At 67.0% G+C, this 17,347-nt stretch carries 19 protein-coding genes; 3 read left to right on the top strand and 16 right to left on the bottom strand.

The window, feature by feature from the left end; translation table 11 throughout:
• Positions 1–215 precede the first annotated feature (215 nt).
• From IF02_RS0103690 to IF02_RS0103640, 11 genes are all read right to left on the bottom strand, one after another.
• On the bottom strand, positions 216–1,766 hold the full coding sequence (locus tag IF02_RS0103690; RefSeq protein WP_030153752.1) for a YfjI family protein: 1,551 nt from the start codon (positions 1,764–1,766) through the stop codon (positions 216–218).
• Positions 1,763–2,692, bottom strand: a complete 930-nt coding sequence (locus IF02_RS0103685) for a bifunctional DNA primase/polymerase (protein ID WP_037835416.1) — start codon at positions 2,690–2,692, stop codon at positions 1,763–1,765. The genes IF02_RS0103690 and IF02_RS0103685 overlap by 4 nt, the downstream gene beginning before the upstream one ends.
• Before the next feature lie 84 nt (positions 2,693–2,776).
• Entirely contained in the window at positions 2,777–3,286 is a 510-nt protein-coding gene (locus IF02_RS0103680; protein WP_030153749.1) for a hypothetical protein, read from the bottom strand.
• A 10-nt stretch (positions 3,287–3,296) separates the two neighbouring features.
• On the bottom strand, positions 3,297–3,743 hold the full coding sequence (locus IF02_RS0103675; RefSeq protein ID WP_030153748.1) for a hypothetical protein: 447 nt from the start codon (positions 3,741–3,743) through the stop codon (positions 3,297–3,299).
• A 12-nt stretch (positions 3,744–3,755) separates the two neighbouring features.
• A complete protein-coding gene (locus tag IF02_RS0103670) occupies positions 3,756–3,950 on the bottom strand; it encodes a hypothetical protein (RefSeq protein ID WP_030153747.1) in 195 nt (64 codons plus the stop codon).
• 32 nt (positions 3,951–3,982) lie between these two features.
• Positions 3,983–4,234, bottom strand: coding sequence for a hypothetical protein (locus IF02_RS0103665; protein ID WP_030153746.1), 252 nt, complete (start codon positions 4,232–4,234; stop codon positions 3,983–3,985).
• A 139-nt stretch (positions 4,235–4,373) separates the two neighbouring features.
• Complete coding sequence (locus tag IF02_RS0103660) at positions 4,374–6,581, bottom strand: cell division protein FtsK (RefSeq protein ID WP_030153745.1); 2,208 nt, start codon at positions 6,579–6,581, stop codon at positions 4,374–4,376.
• Between the two features lie 128 nt (positions 6,582–6,709).
• The gene (locus IF02_RS0103655; RefSeq protein WP_030153744.1) at positions 6,710–7,111 is read right to left on the bottom strand and encodes an RRQRL motif-containing zinc-binding protein; all 402 of its coding nucleotides are present in this window, start codon (positions 7,109–7,111) and stop codon (positions 6,710–6,712) included.
• The gene (locus tag IF02_RS0103650; protein ID WP_030153742.1) at positions 7,111–8,106 is read right to left on the bottom strand and encodes a hypothetical protein; all 996 of its coding nucleotides are present in this window, start codon (positions 8,104–8,106) and stop codon (positions 7,111–7,113) included. The genes IF02_RS0103655 and IF02_RS0103650 overlap by 1 nt, the downstream gene beginning before the upstream one ends.
• Complete coding sequence (locus IF02_RS0103645) at positions 8,103–8,777, bottom strand: GGDEF domain-containing protein (protein WP_030153741.1); 675 nt, start codon at positions 8,775–8,777, stop codon at positions 8,103–8,105. Before IF02_RS0103645 ends, IF02_RS0103650 begins: the two co-directional genes overlap by 4 nt.
• On the bottom strand, positions 8,774–9,067 hold the full coding sequence (locus tag IF02_RS0103640; RefSeq protein ID WP_030153740.1) for a hypothetical protein: 294 nt from the start codon (positions 9,065–9,067) through the stop codon (positions 8,774–8,776). Before IF02_RS0103640 ends, IF02_RS0103645 begins: the two co-directional genes overlap by 4 nt.
• Before the next feature lie 867 nt (positions 9,068–9,934).
• On the opposite strand from IF02_RS0103640, the gene IF02_RS0103635 reads away from it, so the two are divergent.
• Positions 9,935–10,675: a helix-turn-helix domain-containing protein gene (locus tag IF02_RS0103635; protein ID WP_030153739.1), complete on the top strand. Its 741-nt coding sequence runs from the start codon at positions 9,935–9,937 to the stop codon at positions 10,673–10,675.
• A 2-nt stretch (positions 10,676–10,677) separates the two neighbouring features.
• Entirely contained in the window at positions 10,678–11,151 is a 474-nt protein-coding gene (locus tag IF02_RS0103630; protein ID WP_030153738.1) for an NUDIX domain-containing protein, read from the top strand.
• Here the strand turns inward: IF02_RS0103630 and IF02_RS0103625 are convergent.
• The 5 genes from IF02_RS0103625 to IF02_RS0103610 form a co-directional block, all read right to left on the bottom strand.
• On the bottom strand, positions 11,144–11,707 hold the full coding sequence (locus IF02_RS0103625; RefSeq protein ID WP_037835415.1) for an HD domain-containing protein: 564 nt from the start codon (positions 11,705–11,707) through the stop codon (positions 11,144–11,146). The genes IF02_RS0103630 and IF02_RS0103625 overlap by 8 nt on opposite strands.
• A 26-nt stretch (positions 11,708–11,733) precedes the next feature.
• On the bottom strand, positions 11,734–12,171 hold the full coding sequence (locus tag IF02_RS36175) for a GntR family transcriptional regulator (protein WP_030153735.1): 438 nt from the start codon (positions 12,169–12,171) through the stop codon (positions 11,734–11,736).
• Positions 12,172–12,416: 245 nt separating this feature from the next.
• A complete protein-coding gene (locus IF02_RS33460; protein WP_158708447.1) occupies positions 12,417–13,388 on the bottom strand; it encodes a NaeI family type II restriction endonuclease in 972 nt (323 codons plus the stop codon).
• A 124-nt stretch (positions 13,389–13,512) separates the two neighbouring features.
• Positions 13,513–14,679, bottom strand: coding sequence for a hypothetical protein (locus IF02_RS34695; RefSeq protein ID WP_158708446.1), 1,167 nt, complete (start codon positions 14,677–14,679; stop codon positions 13,513–13,515).
• Positions 14,680–15,112: 433 nt separating this feature from the next.
• Positions 15,113–16,168, bottom strand: coding sequence for an HNH endonuclease (locus IF02_RS0103610; protein WP_030153734.1), 1,056 nt, complete (start codon positions 16,166–16,168; stop codon positions 15,113–15,115).
• 553 nt (positions 16,169–16,721) lie between these two features.
• Between IF02_RS0103610 and IF02_RS0103605 the strand changes: the two genes are divergently transcribed.
• Positions 16,722–17,318 (top strand): DUF4352 domain-containing protein, encoded by a 597-nt coding sequence (locus IF02_RS0103605; protein WP_051695615.1) that lies wholly within the window; start codon positions 16,722–16,724, stop codon positions 17,316–17,318.
• Positions 17,319–17,347 lie beyond the last annotated feature (29 nt).

The following is a 17,347-nucleotide window of genomic DNA, read 5'->3' as shown; positions in this document are numbered from 1 at the left end:
AGTGCGCTGACCTGCGACTTTCGGTCTAGGTACGGCTCTGACAAAACTCGCGGAAACTCTGACAGAACCTCGGTGGTGGGTTCACCCACGGTCGGACGGGTGAGTTCTGTCAGAGTTTCCGGAGGTTTTGTCACGACGACCGGAGGGCCTGTTTGTGCAGGTCAGCGCGCTAGGCCGGAGGTTCTGTCAGTTGTGTCGTCCTGACCGGGGTTCTGTCAGGCGTCGCCGCGCACGAGGCGGGGGTGCGCGTCGTACTTCGGGGAGGGCGGCCGGCCGCCGCGTCCGGTGCGCGGGGGCTGGGGCTGCTGGCGGATCCAGCCGTGTTCCTCAAGTAGGGCCAGGGCCGGGTCGAGGTCGGCCATGGCGGGGAAGTCCCCGCGGGAGAGCTGGCGGAACAGCTCCCTCTTGGTGAAGCCGGTCAGCCGGGCATCGCCGACGTGCGCGAGTACCTGTCGGGCGGCTTCCTGGGCGGGTGCGGCGCCCATGGCGTCGAACACGTGCTGGGCGTGCGCGGTGAAGTAGTCCCCGAGCCTGGCCGCGTCGGCCAGGGTGGAGGCCTCGATGGGGCGGGTCCACCCGCTGTCGGGGTGGGTGGCAAGGTGCAGCAGCCCGGCGATGCGGGCAACTGCGCCGTCCCGCTTGCTCGCCCACTTCACGATGTCCGCGAGTGAGCCGCCCTTCCCGATCCTGGATTCGGTGACCTTCTGGTAGGCGAGCATGACCGCGTCGGCTTCGGGGGTGAGGGTGAGTACTGCCGGGTCGGTCCAGCCGTTCAGGGCCATGGCCAGCCCGCCGAGCTGGCGGGCGTACGTCTCGGCGATGTCGTCCGGGATGAGCTGCGGGGTGAGGTTGCGCCGGCCGACGAGGGATTCGGGCTGTGCGTACAGGAAGCGGGCCAGGAGTCCGCGGCCGTCGGCGCCTTTGATCTGGCCGATGGACTCCAGCACTTCGGGCTGGACAGCGAGTCCCATCGTGACGGCGGGGTGTTCGATGTGCTGGGCTTCGCGGCCCTGACGGTTGACGCGGACCATGTCCCCGGCGTGGCCCTTGAGGAAGATCTCCATGTTGGGCGCCCCGCTGTAGCGGCCGGAGATGATTTCGAAGATGCCGCCCTCCGGGGAGAGGACGGAGATCCGGCCGTCCTGCTCGGTGAGCAGGGTCGCCAGGTTCTCCGGTGTCACGTCGTCCGCGACCAACTGCGGCTTGCAGGGAACCTTGATCTCCTCGGCGGCTTGGGCGAGGGCGACGGCCTCGGCGGTGAGCTGGTCGCGCATTCCGGGTTCGGCGTTCGCGGCCTTGGCGGCTGCCTTGTCGGCGGCCGCCTTGGCCAGGCGGGCGGTGGTCTCGGCCTCGGCACGGGCGGGGCCGGAGAGTTCCACCAGAGCCTTTTCCACGGCCATGAGCGGTTCGGTCATCAGGGAGAACACGGCGCTCTTGCGGTTGCCGGGGTCCAGGGCGACGGCGGTGTAGAGGTTGACGGGCTCGCGCCACCGGCCGCGCACGCACACGGTGGCCCGTCCGCCGGCGGCGGTGGCGATAACGGCTAGGGCCAGGCATCCGGCGAGGTCTGGGGGCGTCTGGGTTTCCTCTGCGACTGCCGCGACCATGGCGGAAAGCCAAGGCGGGAGGGCGTCCACGGGGAAGGCGGGGAGGTCCCTGCGGCCGGTGAGCGGTACCGGCTCGTCCCATGCGGGTCCGGTCACGTCCTCGGCGCTGAGGGCGTCGAACCCGGCCCACAGGTCAGCGTCTGCGGGATGGGTGCTCATGCCGCATCACCGGCCGCGTTGCGGGCGCTGCGGCGGATGCCGTCGCTGATGCTGGCCGCGATGCGGGCAGGGGCCAGGCCCTTAGCCTCAGCGGCGCTGGTGAGGGCGTCGGTGACTTCCTGCTCCGTCAGCGTTCCGGCGGCGATCAGCCTGCCGAGGGCGTAGGCCGCGTTGTAGAGCGTCGTGTTCTGGGTGCCGGTGACGGCCCCGGCCACCTTGGCGACCTCGCCGTTGAGCGCGGCGGTCGCGTACCGGTGCGCCTTCCCGATGCGCGAGCGGAGCACTGCCACGGGGACCGGAGCGGGTGCGGGAGGGGTGGTGAGGAGGTCACCAAGCCACGTGGGGAGGGGGGCCGTGGGCGCGTCGTGAATGATCTCGTACGAGCCAGTGCCGACGGTGCTGCCGGCCGCGACCACGTATCCGCCCCAGGCTCGCGTGTCGACCTTCCACCCCAGGCGCCCTGCGCTCCCACGTAGCTGCTTTTCGGGGGGTGCGGTGAAGTACAGGTGCTGTCCGCCGCGTCGGGTGCGCACCGTGAACGTCTCGGTGGGCAGCGGCTGGCTGGCGCGCTCGCAGAGCATGGCGAACACGTCCAGGCCGTCCGTGGCCCCGGCCCACTGGGGCGGTGGGGTTCCGTCGTCGGGCTTGGGGATATCCAGGTCCACCACGACGAGACCGGCGGGGCCGGTGGCAATGCCGACGTTGTAGGGAGCCGCCTGCCAGCACGCGGCGACCTGCTCGGCGCTGAGGGTGGCGCGCTGCTCCGGGGTGCGGTGGCCGTCCGTGCAGCGGCCGGTGCGGGGGCAGTTGCGTTCGGGGTGTCCGGCGGGCCGCTTGTCTCCAGGCCGCAGGGGGAAGACGGGCCAGCCGCGCTCTGCGGCGGCCAGAGCCGCGAACAGCAACGCGGGGGTGCGGGTGGGTGTCATGCTGGTGGTCTCCTGTTTCTGTCGAAGGGACGGAGAACCGGGGCGGTCGCGGTCTTTGGCGAGAGGCGACCGCCCCGGGCACAGCTACTGCTTGCCGATCCAGATGGCGTACTCCTGGCGGACGTAACCGCGGGGCTCACGGACGCTGTCGGGGTGGTCCGGGGTGTACGGCCCGTCCGCGTAGCCGCTGGGTCCGAGCCCGGCGGCGTCGTCCAGATCCATCAGCCGCCGGGCCGCTTCGACGGCGAGGGCCGCGGCATCTCCGGGGACGTGGTGGCGCTCGCCGTCCAGGGCGATGCGGTCCAGGAGCGCGGCTTTGCGGAGCCACAACTCGCGTATCTGGAAGCCGTGCAGGCAGTCGCGGGCCCCACGGGCGGTCCATCCGATCTCGCTGATGATGCTGGGGGCCTTGGCGTACGCGGTCTCGGGTGCCGGCCAGTGACTCAGCCGCTGCTCGGCGGTGACGTACACGCGGACGCGGTCGCCGTCGCGGGTGGGGTACTGGCGGACCGGACCGGTCGTGAACGTCTCGGCGAGGGCCTGGGTGACCTTGTCTGCCTCGGCAGGGGCACAGATCACGCGGATCTCGAACACGGCGACTCCTTCAGTGGTGGAAGTGGTTGCGCTTGAAGACGGCCCGGCGGATGTTGACGACCGTCCCGCCGTCGCGGCCGGGGTTGTTGCCGAGGACCTGGACGGCGATGAACCCGCCGAAGATGACGGCGGCCAGGATGACGAGCTGCTGAATGAGAGCGGCGACCGCGGCGATGAACGTGGTCAGGAGCATCAGGCCGCCGCAGGCCGCGGCGAAGCCGATGCCGCCGAGGGCGATGTTCACGGCGAGCGGGTTGATGGCCGGCCGCTCGGCGATGGGCTCGGGGGCTTTGGTGGGGGCGATGGCGTAGCCGGTGATGAGGCGGCCGTCGGGGAGCTGGATCGTCTGGACGTCCGGGAGCGTGTGCGGCTGCTGGACGGCGGGCGGGTTGGCGGGGATCAGGGGGACAGGGCGGTAGGTCTCGGTGGTCTCCCGGCGGGCGGGGCGGTGCTTCACGGTGGTGGCTCCCTACTCGGCGATGTCGGTGAGGGCGGTGGCGGCGGACTGCACGAGGTTGGTGATGGGCTCGTACGCGCCGGTCCCGGCGGTGAAGAACCCGAAGAGGAACAGGACGATCGCGGCCCCGGCCCCGGCGGCTTTGGTCTTGAGGACGAAGAACGAGGCGATGCCGAAGAGCAGTACGGCGGAGATCGTGAAGCCCATGGAGTGCTCCAGTCGGTGAGGTCGGGTGGGGGTTAGCGGGTGCCGTCGCGGTGCAGGCGCATGGCGACGTTGTAGAGGTGGCGGCCGACGCGTATGCGCTTGCGGTCGCCTCGGCAGCGGCGGCAGGTCTTGCCGGGCTTGAGGCGCCCGCGGCGGTCCTTCTTGAGGGCGTAGCCGAAGCCGCGGCACTTGCGGCAGTTCCCGAACGGAGAGACCGCACACAGTCCGGCGTAACCGAGCGTGAACACGAGGGCGAGCAGGCTAGCGGTGAGGGCGAGGGTCACAAGGGGCCTCCCAGGCTGTTTCTGGGCATGCAAGGGGCAGGCCACTAGAGAACTAGTGGCCTGATCAGGGATTGCTTTGATCGCTAGGCGCGGTGCTAGACCTAGCGGGGTGTTCTGCTAGGTCTAGCTGCGGATCGGGCTAGCCCGCGTCCCGCTTTCCGTCACGCTCCGCTACAACAGCGGTGACCTTGGCACGCTCGATGCCGCGCCGGTTGGCGCCCTTGCCTTCGTCGGTCTTGCCCCAGACCTGACCGGTGGGGATGCCGTGCGGCTTGAGGGTGTAGGCCAGCTGCTCAGGCTCCCACCCGCCGTAGACCTCCGGCCGCAGCTCGGCGAGACGGGCCACGACGGTTTCCGACCAGACCTTGGGCTCCTCGGCGGGGACGACGGCGAGGATGTCGGCGAGGAGGTCGTACGCGGTGGCGGTCTCGGCCTCGGGGGTCTCGCCGAGGGCGTGGCCGGTGAGAGTGCCGGCGTCCTCGCGGATGCGGCGAGCCCGGTTGGCGATCGTCTCGGCGGCGGGCGCGTCCACGTAGACGGAGCGGACGATCCGGGCGTCGTTGCCCTCACCCACGAAGTAGTGGATGCCCTTGTCACCCCAGGCGAACATGGTCGCTCGGATGCCGCGCTTGTACGAGCCGGTGCCCAGGACCATGTCGTTCTCGATCTGGCCCATGACCTTCATGCAGAACCGGGTGGAGGCGTTCGCGCTGATCCCGGTCGGCAGAGACTTGGAGTCAGGGCGCTGGGTGGCCAGCAGCAGGGTGATTCCGGTGGCGGGGCCGCGCTTGACCAGGTCGGTGCAGATCTCCTCGAACTCGCCCCCGTACTTGGGGTGCTCGAACCAGACCTGACACTCGTCCACGCCGATCACGATCGGGTGCAGGCCGAGCGACTTCTTGCTGGCCAGCTCCGAGGTGACCTTGGACTCCGGGCAGATGTCGCGGGGCAGGGAGCGGATCATCTTGGCGCGGCGGCGCAGTTCCTCGCGCAGGGCCCGCATGTCCTTGATGGCGTACTCGATGTTCTCGTCGTCCTCTCCGGCCTGGTGGCGGTGGGAGCACTTGTCTCCGACCGGGTCCAGGTCGCCGGTCCCCTTCAGGTCATAGGTGTGCAGCTCCGCCCGCGGGTCCAGGGCGGCAATCAGGAGCAGCAGGCGGAGCAGGAAGGTCTTGCCCATCCGCGGGATGGCTCCGACGATCCCGGAGATGTACATGAGGGACATCTCCACCCAGCGTCCGCGCTGGTCGGTGCCGAACGCGGTCGGCTTGAAGAGATCCACGCTGCCCGCCTTGGCCAGCGGCCATACCGGCTGCTGTGCCTTGGACATGTCCTGGTCTCCGACCCACAGCACCAGGCGGCCGGTGTGCTCGTCGGGGACGGCCTCGGGCCACACACAGCCCAGCGGTCGGCGCAGACCGGAAGCGAGGCGGTCACGGCGGTCCATCACATCGGAGACGGTGACGCCGTAGGGGAGGTCGCCCTCGGCGCGCCAGCCGGGGCCGTCGCGGGTGATCGGGGCGGTGAACACGAACCCGTCCCGGCCCTTGGCGATCGCCTGGTTGATCTGCGAGATCGACAGAGCCGCCAGAGCCCGCAGGACGATGTCCGAAGTGAGCTTCTGGACCTTGGCCAGCTCCACCGCACGGTGGATGACCGGCGCGTCCGGCGCCTCTCCGGTGTAGCCGAGGGCCAGCACGAGCGCGCTGACCGAGACGGCCATCAGCCAGGCCGGGGCCATCACGTACAGGGCCAGCGCCGCGCCGAGGCCAATCACGGACGCGAGGAGCATGACCAGGGTCCGCAGGCGGACCCGGCCGTCACGCTGCCGCGACAGCTTCAGATAGGTGGCCGCGTCCTCTTTCTGCACCATTGCCAGGCGGACCGGCTCACCCTCCTTGTCGGCGACCCACCGCATCGTTCCGCCGATGAACTTCGCGGCCCCGCGCGGGGACTGGAGCGCGAGGCGGGCGGCGTAGACCGGGGAGCGGAACACGTGGAAGCCGATCATGTGCCCGTAGTGCCCGGCCACCCACGCGGCGGCCGTCTTCAGCTCTGCGGTGGACCTCAGCCAGGCAGGCACGATCGCCCGTCGGCGCGCGCCCATCAGACGGCCGAGGCACCCGGGCCCCTTCAGATCCGGTCCGTCAACCAGCAGGCGGGCCGCCGGGTCACCGGATCCATCGGCCAACCCACCGGGCTCGGGGTCGGTTGAGTGGTCGTCCGGCCCAGTACGGGCGGAGCGGGCCTTGCCGAGGTCGACTACCTCGGCGCCCAGGTTGCTGCCGAAGCCGGTGACCTCGGCCTCGGGACGGTTGGAGTCGTGCTCATTGTCAGGGTGCTTCACTGGAGCTTCCTTCCAGAGCGAGGGAATAGCGGGCCTGGCCGACTGCTGTGAGAGGTGAGCGGCCGGGCCCGTGTGATCGATGGTCAGCCCCGGATGGGGCAACAAGGGGTAGCGTTCCTACCCCGTCGCTAAGGGGCAGGATTTCTACCTCTTGTGTGACCTTCATCGGGGTAGGCGCAGGTCACGCACATGCCGAGCGAGGCCGGGATGACGTATCCGGCGTCGGTCTGGCAGGCGGGGCAGGTGCGGCGGGCGAGCATCGCCAGAGCGAGCGCGCCCCACTTGCGTGAGGTCATCGGCCGGACCGGCTTGGCCCGGTCGACGCGGTAGAGGTAGGCCACCAGCGGCTCACGGCGGAACCGGGGCCGCAGCAGCTGCGCGGCGACCGGCTGACCACCAGGGCGTAACCCCTCGGCGCGGAGCTGCCGACGGGTGGCCAGGCCCTCGGGGGCCAGGCGCCACGGATAGGTCGGGATCCCGAATCGGGCGCCGTCCGGGTCGAAGCACTTGGCGAACGTCAGCGCCGACATCAGGCGGCCCTCGCAGCCTCAGGCTGGCTCTGACGCAGTTCGCTGTAGCGGGAGGAGACCCAACCGAGCGACCAGCCGGTCAGCTCGACCGCAGCCCGCACGGGCAGCTCTGCCGAGTAGGCGGCAAGCACGATCTGACGGGCCCGGGCCTCCGGCAGCTTCTCGGTGGCAGGGCCGGCGGCCAGCAGGGCGGCGCGTTCACGCTCCGTCCGTTCCGCCCGCTCGGTCTGTTCACGACGTTCACGCTCGGCCCGCTCGCGCTGCTGCTGCTCGCGCCGGTGGGCCTCTTCGCGTTCACGGCGTTCACGCTGCTGCTGCTCGTGTTCACGCTCACGCTGGACACGTTCACGCTCGGCCCGCTCCCGGGCCTCGCGGGCCTCTTCACGCTCGCGTTCCTCGCGCCGTGCGCGCTCGTCGTGTTCAGCGCGTTCACGGGCCAACCGGGCCTCGTGGTCTCGCTGTTCACGGGCCAACCCTGCCTCGTGCTCGCGCCGATCACGCTCACGCTGCTCCGCCCGCTCCTCACGGTCGAAGGCAGCCCGCTGACGCGCTTCCTGCTCAGCCCGCTGCTCCGCCTTCAGCGCGTTCAAGGCGGCGGTGATGGCCCGCCGGTAGGCGAGTCCGGTCTCAGCGGTGACGATGAGGAGGAGCGGGGCGACGGAGTGGACCGCGACCCCGACCAGGTCTCCTTGCAGGGCAGAGTCCGCGACGTTAAGGGCCAGGGTCATGCCGCCGGTCATCCAGCGCAGTGCGATCGGCCACCGTCCGCCGTGCCCGCCGAGGCGGGCTAGAACGGAGTCGAGGCGGACCACGATCACTACCGCCGCGTCTACCACCAGGGGCAGGATCGGGGCGGTCCAGCGCCACTCAGCCGAAGTGTGCGCGGTCATCAGCGGAGTGACCGTGAGGACGGAATACAGCATCGCCCCGGACACGATCAGCCACGTGCCGACGGACAGCGCGCGCTCTGCTGAACGGATCTGAACACCGTTCATGCGACCGTCTCCGTCCCGGTGGTCGCGGTGCCGCGACGGCCGGCGCGGCGACCGTTAACCGTCTCGCTCTGCGGCTTGGTCGGGAACCGCGGGGCGAGGCTGGCGCCCCCACCCTCCCGCTTGGCCATGTACATGTGTTCGTCCGCCAGCCGGAGCAAGGCCGACAGATCGGCGGTGTCGCGCCAGTAGCGGACCGCTCCGACCGAGACATGTACGCCAATGGGGCGACCGTCGAAGACCACCGGCTGTTCGAGCCGGTGAAGGAGATCCAGCACCTTGGCGCTGAGGTTGTCAGTCACCGTGTCCGCTTCACCGCACACGTCAGTCACTGCGGCGAACTCATCTCCACCGAGCCGCCCAGCGACCCCGGCGTGATCGGCCGCCCAGCGGGCCAGGCGCTCGCCGGTCGCCCGGATGACGGCGTCTCCCGCAGCGTGCCCGAACCGGTCGTTGATCTGCTTGAACCAGTTGAGATCCATGACGTAGACGGCGCGCTGCCGACCGCGAGTCAGGGACTTGCGCGCCCGCTCCTCGAACGGGGCGCGGGTCCAGAGGCCCGTGAGCGGGTCACGGCGGGCGGCATCGATCCGGCGCCGCAGCCGGAAACCGTGGGCGGACCATCCGGCCGCGACCGGCAGCGCAGCGGACAAGGCCGTCAGGGTGTGGCTCATGCCGCAGCCCCCTTGCGGGCCGCACGACGGCCGGCAGGCCGCCGCGTCAAGGGGATGACGTTGAACAGCTCCGGGGCGTTGGCCTCGATCACCTGGGCGGCGACCCGGCTCACGTCGTCCGGCAGATCGGGGTTCTCGGCGAGGATGTCACGGGCCGCGTCCAGGCGGGCCGCACGCTCCTCCTCGGTCTCGCCCTCCTCCCCGAGCCACAGCTCCAGCGGGGTACCCAGGGCCAGTTCAATGAACTCATCCACGCTGACGGCCTCCTGGCCGCCGATGTACGTACGCATCACTGTTCTCCTGAAGTCGAAGGGACTCCGAGGCGGTCGCGGTCTTTGGCGAGAGGCGACCAGCCCCGGGAGGGGTGAAGCCCGGGCTCCGCGGCTCCCCACGCCCCGCCCGTACATGACGGGCGGAGGAGGCAACCGGCCGCAGCGCTGTGAGCGCTGCGGAGGGTGTGAGGGCCGCACGATGGGTACCGGGTCGAGCCCGATCCGTCTCGCGCGGCGGTCGTACGGCGACGCGGGGGGCGTGGCTGGCCGTACCGGTCCAGTACGGCCAGCGCCCCGAGATGTGGAAGAAGCACAGCAGCCTCCAGGACGGAGGGGCGAGGCTTCGCCGGCGCACCGTTGCCGCGGTGTGCCGGTCCCGAGCCTGAGAGTCGGGTGCGTCATCGTCACTGCTCTGACGCCAGCAGGGCGGCGCATACCGGGTGGCACCCCCTTGGAAGCGGGGCGTTCTCCAGAGCCAGCACGCAAGAGAAGGTGTTGCCGCCGACGACTGCCCGTCGCCATGGGGACGGGGATCACGTCCCGTCTCGTCTCACTTGACACGCTGTTGAGTTCTTAAGGAACGGACGCTGCCTTCGTACTCACCCCCTGGGGCTTTCCTCCGGGCACAGCTCGTCGCAGGTATCAATGCAGGTCAGAGCGTGGAAATGGCCCCGATCCAGCATGCGATACATGCTTGAACATGTCTCTCACAGTGGCGGCCCTGATTGCGCTTGTCAAGCTCCTCGCTCAACCGGGGCTCCGTGTGATGTGTCATCAGAGTGCCGCTGACGGGCGGGACGAAGTCACCACGTCCCTGGACGACTTGGGACGTCCTCGGTAGCGTTCCGCAGGTCGAGTACGTCCCTGGACGTCCCTGGGGGTGGGATGGCTAACGAGCGGCTGCGATCCGCAATGCTGACGCAAGGCATCAACGTGGAAGCCCTGGCAGAGCACGTCGGGGTGGACCCCAAGACCGTGGAGCGCTGGATCACGAAAGGGCGGGCGCCGTACCGCCGCCATCGCCTCGCCATCGCGGCGATGCTGCATGAGGACGAGTCGTACCTGTGGCCGGAGGGTCTACCCGACTCCCAGCGCAAGGACGCTGCCGACGCCGAGGTCTTGAAGGTGTACCCGCACCGGTCCTACGTGCCGGCCGAGCTATGGCTCCAGATGTTCGGCAGGGCTGAGCGCGAAATCGGCGTACTGGTGCACGCAGGCGTGTTCCTCGCCGAGAACCCGCGATGGGCAAAGCTCCTCAGGCTGAAAGCAGCCGAGGGAGTCCGGGCACGTATCTTGCTCGGAGACCCTGAAAGTCCGGAGATCCAGCGCCGCGGCGAGGAAGAGGAGATCGGAGAGGGGGTTGCCTACAAAGTCCGGGAGGTCATGAAGCTGTACCGCCCGCTCTACTCAGTGCCGGGGATCGAGTTTCGTCAGCACAGGTCGACCTTGCACAACTCGCTGTACCGCTCGGATGACGAGTGGCTAGTGAATACGCAGGTGTACGGGGTAAGCGCGCCACTGACCCCAGTCCTCCACCTGCGCCGAGTAGCGGGCGCCGAACTGGTCTCGACATATCAGCTGAGCTTCGAGAAGGTCTGGAGCGAAGCCGTTCCCCTCGAAAGGTGACTATGAGCCGCCGCACCGACTACTTCAACGACCCTGCCGCGCCGAAGGCAAACAGCATCGTGCCCGCGGTCACGGCCTTCGTCGTCAACGACGAGGGCGCCGTCCTGATGGAACGCCGGTCGGACAACGGGCGTTGGGGAATGCCGGGAGGCGTACAGGAGATCGGCGAGAACATCGCCGGAACGGTGGTCCGAGAAGTCCGGGAAGAGACCGGCATCACCGTTGAGGTGATCGGACTGGTGGGCATTTTCACCGACCCCGGCCACGTCATCGCGTTCGCGGACGGCGAGGTTCGCCAGGAGTTCTCGCTCTGCTTCCGCGCCCGACCGGTCGGCGGCGGGATCAAGGTAAGTTCCGAATCCTTCGAGGTCCGATGGGTTCCACGGTCCGAAGTGGTCTCGCTCGACATGTCGCCGACTACGCGCCGGCGTCTCGAAGAGGGCTTCCGAGAGTCACCGGTCCCCCGGATCAGCTGAGAGCCCACCCATCCGCCTCGGCCCGGCGCTGCCTTACCCGGTCCACCATGGCCAGCAACTCGGGACGGGCCGCGGAGACGGCTCGGTAGACGACGTGTTCGGGGCCGTACCGCTCCAACACTTCTGCCAACCGCTCGCCGGGATCGACCAGCGCGCCGGTCGGGCTGCTTGTGAGGTCGCAGAATGTGATGGCGTCCACCAGGTCGGGCTCCGCGGGGCCGAACTCGGCCAGGGCTTCAGCCAACCCCAGCTCGGACGCCTCCCATGGCGACGACGTATGAAACGCGACGAGGCTACACAGCCTCGGATCTGCTCCGACCACGTCACGCAGGTATCGGGCCCCGTCGATCATGTGCTGCTTGGTGTCGACGGCGGATTGGGCGTAGCCGACGTCATGTGCAATCGCTGCTGCTGCCAACAGCTCGGCGTCGTCCCCCAGCGCCGGAGCCAGGGTCAGAGCCTGCGAATAGACGCGCTGCGAGTGAGCCCACCGCTTCGGCAGGCTCTCAGCGAGCAGCGATTCCGCGAGGTCATGGGCCCACTTGGCCAATTGCATGGATACGCCTCCGAGAGCGTCGGGATTCAGGTAGCGCTGCTGACGAATCTTCCTACCCCGTGCTGGGCCCTAATGTGCCCGGCCGTCTCCAGCTCCCGAACGGCACGGCGCACCGTGCCGCGAGCAACGCCGTAGGCCTCGGCCATCACAGCCTCACTGGGCAGGCGGGCGCCGGCGGGGAGAGCACCTTCACGGATCTGCCTCAACAGGTCCGCCATGATCCGCTCGTAGGGCGCCTGCTGGGCACCTCCAGGCACCAGCCGGCCGACCCCAGCAACGGTGGCAACCTCCCCAGATTCTTCCAGCGCTCGCAGGGCTCGGCGCACGGTCGTACGGGCCACTCCGAACTCGCGCCCGATCTCCGCCTCGGACGGCAGACCGTCCGCGTAGCGCCCCTCAGCGATTCTCACGCGGAGCGACTCCGCGATGAGCAAATACGTTCCTCGCGGACTGGCCTGCGGCACGCAGCCTCCTCTTCCTGAGCCTGGGCGGCAGTCGTTAACCACCCCAGCTTCGCACGCTGAGCGCTTCTCGCCGAGGCCCCAGCGTCCCCGTCGGAGCCCAACGGTAGGCACCCCGAGTCCCGCGCGGACTGGGGTCAGACACGCGTTGGTCGTTCAGCTGCCAGGCGCGCCCCATCAAGCTTCCCACCGCCTCGGGAAGCCAGGATCCCTCACAGGTCGCCGCCGCCCCCCGGTGGCGCCGGAAATCATGACACGGATGAAGGTCGCCAACCCTTCAGAATAACCGGGGCCTTTACCCGAGCCTCGCCAGGACCAGCGACGCAGTAGTGGATCCCATCCACCTCGAAGGCCAGACGGCCCGGCGTCTTCGCTGCGAGCGGCACACCGATCCAGGTCCCCTTGGCGATAGGGCGAAGGCCCAGAGCAGCCGCAACAAGTTGGTAGTGCTCGTCGGCTCCAAGAATCACCACCCCCTTGTCCCGGAGATCATCCCGAGCCTCACGGACGCGCTTAGAGCTATCCAACTGCGAGGCAACCGTCTGCACGGTTGTCCCATTCATCACAGTAAGCGGAAAAAGCCGGAATAGCTCATTAATTCGAGCCTGGCCCGATCCCAGAGCAAAGACAGACGCAACGGCTTTGCTGTCTCGACGGTCCAGCTCCATTAGCTGATTCTCCGCATACTGAGCCTCCTTCACCAACCAGACGATTTCCTTCTGCCCCTCAGCGTGAATAACTCTCTTACTATCCCGGTTCTTCGCTGGGCGCAGCAAATCAGGCGTGGCCCGCACCACCCCGACGCTGAATTTCGCCGTCTCCTCAGAGGCCCTCATTACCAGACAGATCTCACCAATATTCTTGGGTGCGATCATCCAAGCGCCGGTTGAACTAAATTTGGCATCGACCTCGTGGCCAGCGATCAGATAATCCAGATCAACCCCCTCACTGAACCCGAACTCGTCACGCACCAGAATCTCTACTTTGGTGCCGAGATATGATTTCTCGGGAGGAGACACCTTACTGAACCTATAACGTCGAGTACGACGCCCGTCCAGAATCTCATCTATGGAGTCACGGAACACTCTCGCAAAACGCGACTTTAGCGAATTGCGCCCCTTACCATCAAGAGATTTAATCTCGGCCACCACTTCAGCCAGAGCCGAATCACTGACACTGGGTATAGACGCACCGACAAGAACACCCGGAGTGCTGGTCACATCTCTCCCAAAAGAAAACTCTGCAGTTATACTCGCACAGCAACTCAACCAGAAAAATTGCGGGCGGGCTATCATCTAGCGGGGACCTGGCGGCCCACCCGCGACGATTCACCTCAGGTGAGCGTTATTTTGAGGACGTCGCCTTGCTGAGTGTGTCCAGAATCCGTGTTGAGGATTCACTCCGCGGAGCGACTAGCGCCAAAACCGCTGCCACAATGAACGTGAGTCGAACGCTATCGGCAACCTTATCTTGCCCGGAGAGCGGCGGAATCATTGGAAGGATGACGGCTGCGGCAATCAGCAGCACCACCGGAATGAGATGCCGAACAACGACTCTAACACGCTCCTTGAGTACGACATCAGGGGCGTGTTCCAAAAGCTTGCTTCGGTCATTGGCCAGCAGAGCATCGAGTCCGCTACTAAGTGAGATGGCAACTTTATCAAAGTCTTCTGCACTCGATGCACACACGATCAGCTTCTTGTGCTCTCTAACTACGTGCGCAACCCTCAAAGCCTCGACAGCTGTTCGAGAAAATACGTCGGCATGCCATCGCCCGACCCGGGAGCGGAGAGATAGGCCACCTTGGCACGTCCTCGCAAGGTCCTCGATGGCCGCAACTACTCGACGTGAGACCGTACTCGACTGCCACTCCGATCGACTTCGCGAGACCAGCGCCGCAGTCTCAAGCATCGCAAGCGCTGTGCGGTCGTATACGCTATCGGCCGATACCGGGCGCCGCCTCATCACTTTACCCATAATTGTCACGACGAAAAGGGAAGAGATGAAGATCGAGATCGGAATGATCGCCGCTCCAGCGATGTAGGACACCCAAGGGTCCTGAGTCAGAGCGTATGTCAAGATGGAGGACGGGTAGGCCACAAAAGCCAAGAAAAAGAATTGCTTCAGGAGGCGATTTCTTCGATTTTGGCCACTGGTCTTACTCGGCACCAGAACTACGGCGGAGAGCAGGATGAAGCCGATGGCTAGGCCAATCCCAATTTCACCCCCATCTGGCTCTCTGTTCCAGTGCTTCATCCATGCTGAAGTTGCAGCGATGAGTCCTAGCATGCTTGCAACCACGATAAAATTGACGACCGGATACCAGAGGCGGACACGATAGCGATTTGCGCCGCGGGATCGACTAACGGAGCGCCGCACTTTCCTGCGAAGGACATTTCGCTGCGTGTCATCAAGGCCTGGTAGATCATCCACTGCCGCCACGGCTTCACTGACAACTCTGCGAAAAGTCGCGTTCGCTTCTCGGCGCAGCGATTCCTTGAAACTTGGCATCCCAGAGTCCTTCCCAATATTTTCGGATGCGGGAGAGGAGGAGCGCTCGTCATCTAGCAGGCGAGCCGTCGAAGACAGCAGCGTAGGGCTATCTCGGTCGCGATCCGTCGGGTATCACCGAGATGGGGACTCCCCGTGTCGAGTGGCTGCCGAGTTAGTGCGGATGACATACCTGAAAGCTCCTGACTTGTCCGTCTGATCCCGCCCGAGCAGACCCCCCCCCGCCGCTAACTGCCCTCAACCGCAAGCGACTCGACCTGCTCGACGAGGCGATGGACTACACCCCTGGCGACGTCAGCACGCTACGTGTCAGCCCCAAGGATGGATGTCGAACGGGATCCGCCCCTGGGCCGCGGCTTCACCGTCGAGCGGCGACCTAGAGCTGCCAACAATGACCAACAAGGCCGCCTCAGTGCAGCAGCGCTGCCGTGGCCTACCGCGCGCCTGCGACTGACGTGTCCGCATGCCTCGGGCCAGGCATCACGGCCCCCGCACTCGTCGTCTGTCGTTGAACTAGGTCGCGCAGCTCGGCAGGCGTGGGCCATGGTGCGCTGCGGTGAATCATGCGGTGACAGTTCGAGCAGATGAGCGCCAGGTCTGAGAGCTTCGTGGTCCCTTCGCCAGCCTCGTGCAGCGGGACTACGTGGTGGCACTCGATGTAGCCCTCTCCGCGCTCGCCGTAGACCAGCGCAAAGTCGAAGCCGCATGCCTCACAGGAGAGGCTTCCGCCAGCTTTCAGTACCGCGGCGATCTTCTTCTTTCGAAGCCCCTTGTTGCGCTCACGGGTGCGGTGTCGTCGGTACAGCACGCGCCCCTCAGGGGCGCTGGCTTCGTCCTCGGCATCATCATCGTCCTCGGCCAGGACGGTCTCAAGGGTCCCTGCCTTCAGGCCTTCGCGGAGCAGCTGGGCTGCCTGGGCCATCGCGGCTGGCCGGTCAAGGAAGTCCTGAAGGACAACAACGTCCAGCCGACCGCCGTTGGTGCGCTTCCCGCTGTAGTCGGGGTGATGCGTCGCGATGTCGTAGGTTTTCCGGGCCGCTCCGTTGCAGTTGCGGTAGGTGGCGGCTCGCTCTTCTTCGGGATAGGCGGCGAGGACCTGCAGAAGGGCGGAGAGTTCTGCGATGCGCGGGTCTTCCGCGGCGAGGCCCTCCCACCCGTTCCGTACGACCAGGTCGCAGGCGAGGATCAGCTCGTCCCTCGTCCACTTCGGGTTGCGAGAGGCGACGACCTTGAAGCCCTCGCGCTTGAGCCAGTCCACCGCCTGGCCGAGGCCGCCGTTGAACTGCTGCCAAGTGAGCGGTTCGCCGTGCTGGTGCTTGTGGGCCACGCCGGCGATGGCCTTGGAGTCGTAGTCCTTGCCCTCGTGCACCAGCAGGTAGGTGCTGGCCTCCCGGTAGCCGTACCGGTCGAGGAAGGTGTCGCGCCCCAAGGCGTCGTACTCCTCCAGCGTCTTGAGGATGTCGTCCCGCGAGATCAGTCCCTTGGCCATGGCCAAGGAGTGTATGTGGAGGGTCTGACAAGGGTGCCTGCGGGGACCTGTGCACGGTATGCGATAGAGATCGGTTTACCGAGGAACCGGTTCCGAGGAAATCGCAGGTCAGGTGGCACCTCAGCGATCCCCTAGACATGCCCTCCGGAGCCGTGTGCGCAGGTTCGAATCCTGCCGGGGGCACTCCAGCTAGCAATGTGTAAGTGTGACTGGCCAGCTGAAGTGCCAAAGAAGAAGCCCCGAACTCAGTCCCACTGAGTCCGGGGCTTTCTCGTTGTCTCTCACGGTGCGCACCCCATCGTTCCTCCCGTAGGCGCACGTCGGCGATCGCTCATGATGCAGCCGGCAGGCTTTTCGCTGACGACACGGATCCTGAACCAGCAGGGCTGCAAGGGCGTGGGTGAGAGGCGGCGGTCCCCTCCTTCGGGAGGCTCCAGTGTGGCGGGCGGCGAGTAGTTGAACTCTCGATTGTTACGGTTTGGACATTGCCGCACCCGCGCGCACATATCTCCATACGGTGACCGGATTCGCACCCGTCACTGTGGGGGTTTCCATGTCTCAGCAGTTCCCGCCGCCCGGCCAGCCGCAGCCCGGGTACGGATACCCGCCCCCGCCGCCGAAGAAGTCCAACGCGGGGAAGATCGTGGGGTTCTCGTGTCTGGGCATCGTGGGCGTCGTCGTGCTCCTCGGCGTCATCGGGGCTGTCCTCGGCGGTGAGAGCAGCGACAAGACGGCGAAGGAATCCACGCCGCCGGCCGCCGCAGCGTCCGCGCCGGCGAAGGCCTCCGAGTCCAAGCCGTCCTCCGCCGAGCCGGAGAAGAAGGCTGCTGTCGACGTTGCTGCCAAGAAGGCGGAGTTCAACAAGAGCGTCATCGCGCAAGGCGACGACTACACGAGCGTGTCCGTCACTGTCACGAACAACAGCGGCAAGCCGATCAACGTGAACCCGCTCTACTTTGCGATCACCGACACGAACGGCACCAAGCACACGGCTGAACTCGGTGCCGACGAGGACCAGATCGCCACGGTGGAGCTGGCCCCGGGCGAGAACGTGACCGGTGCGATCACCGGCAAGGGTAAGTTCACCGCGAAGACGGTGACGTACACGGACGGTTTGATTGGCAAGGCGGTACGCGCCGACGTGTCCTGACGCCCGCAGTTGATGCCCCACTGCTTCGG

It is taken from the genome of Streptomyces sp. NRRL S-244 (genome assembly GCF_000717915.1).
Lineage (GTDB): Bacteria > Actinomycetota > Actinomycetes > Streptomycetales > Streptomycetaceae > Streptomyces.
This window is presented reverse-complemented; position numbering and strand designations above follow the sequence as displayed.

Coding starts and splice junctions, on each gene's coding strand:
- IF02_RS0103690 (WP_030153752.1), bottom strand. CDS start 1,766: ATGAGCACCCATCCCGCAGACGCTGACCTGTGGGCCGGGTTCGACGCC.
- IF02_RS0103685 (WP_037835416.1), bottom strand. CDS start 2,692: ATGACACCCACCCGCACCCCCGCGTTGCTGTTCGCGGCTCTGGCCGCC.
- IF02_RS0103670 (WP_030153747.1), bottom strand. CDS start 3,950: ATGGGCTTCACGATCTCCGCCGTACTGCTCTTCGGCATCGCCTCGTTC.
- IF02_RS0103655 (WP_030153744.1), bottom strand. CDS start 7,111: ATGTCGGCGCTGACGTTCGCCAAGTGCTTCGACCCGGACGGCGCCCGA.
- IF02_RS0103650 (WP_030153742.1), bottom strand. CDS start 8,106: ATGAACGGTGTTCAGATCCGTTCAGCAGAGCGCGCGCTGTCCGTCGGC.
- IF02_RS0103645 (WP_030153741.1), bottom strand. CDS start 8,777: ATGAGCCACACCCTGACGGCCTTGTCCGCTGCGCTGCCGGTCGCGGCC.
- IF02_RS0103640 (WP_030153740.1), bottom strand. CDS start 9,067: ATGCGTACGTACATCGGCGGCCAGGAGGCCGTCAGCGTGGATGAGTTC.
- IF02_RS0103635 (WP_030153739.1), top strand. CDS start 9,935: ATGGCTAACGAGCGGCTGCGATCCGCAATGCTGACGCAAGGCATCAAC.
- IF02_RS0103630 (WP_030153738.1), top strand. CDS start 10,678: ATGAGCCGCCGCACCGACTACTTCAACGACCCTGCCGCGCCGAAGGCA.
- IF02_RS0103625 (WP_037835415.1), bottom strand. CDS start 11,707: ATGCAATTGGCCAAGTGGGCCCATGACCTCGCGGAATCGCTGCTCGCT.
- IF02_RS34695 (WP_158708446.1), bottom strand. CDS start 14,679: ATGCCAAGTTTCAAGGAATCGCTGCGCCGAGAAGCGAACGCGACTTTT.
- IF02_RS0103610 (WP_030153734.1), bottom strand. CDS start 16,168: ATGGCCAAGGGACTGATCTCGCGGGACGACATCCTCAAGACGCTGGAG.
- IF02_RS0103605 (WP_051695615.1), top strand. CDS start 16,722: ATGTCTCAGCAGTTCCCGCCGCCCGGCCAGCCGCAGCCCGGGTACGGA.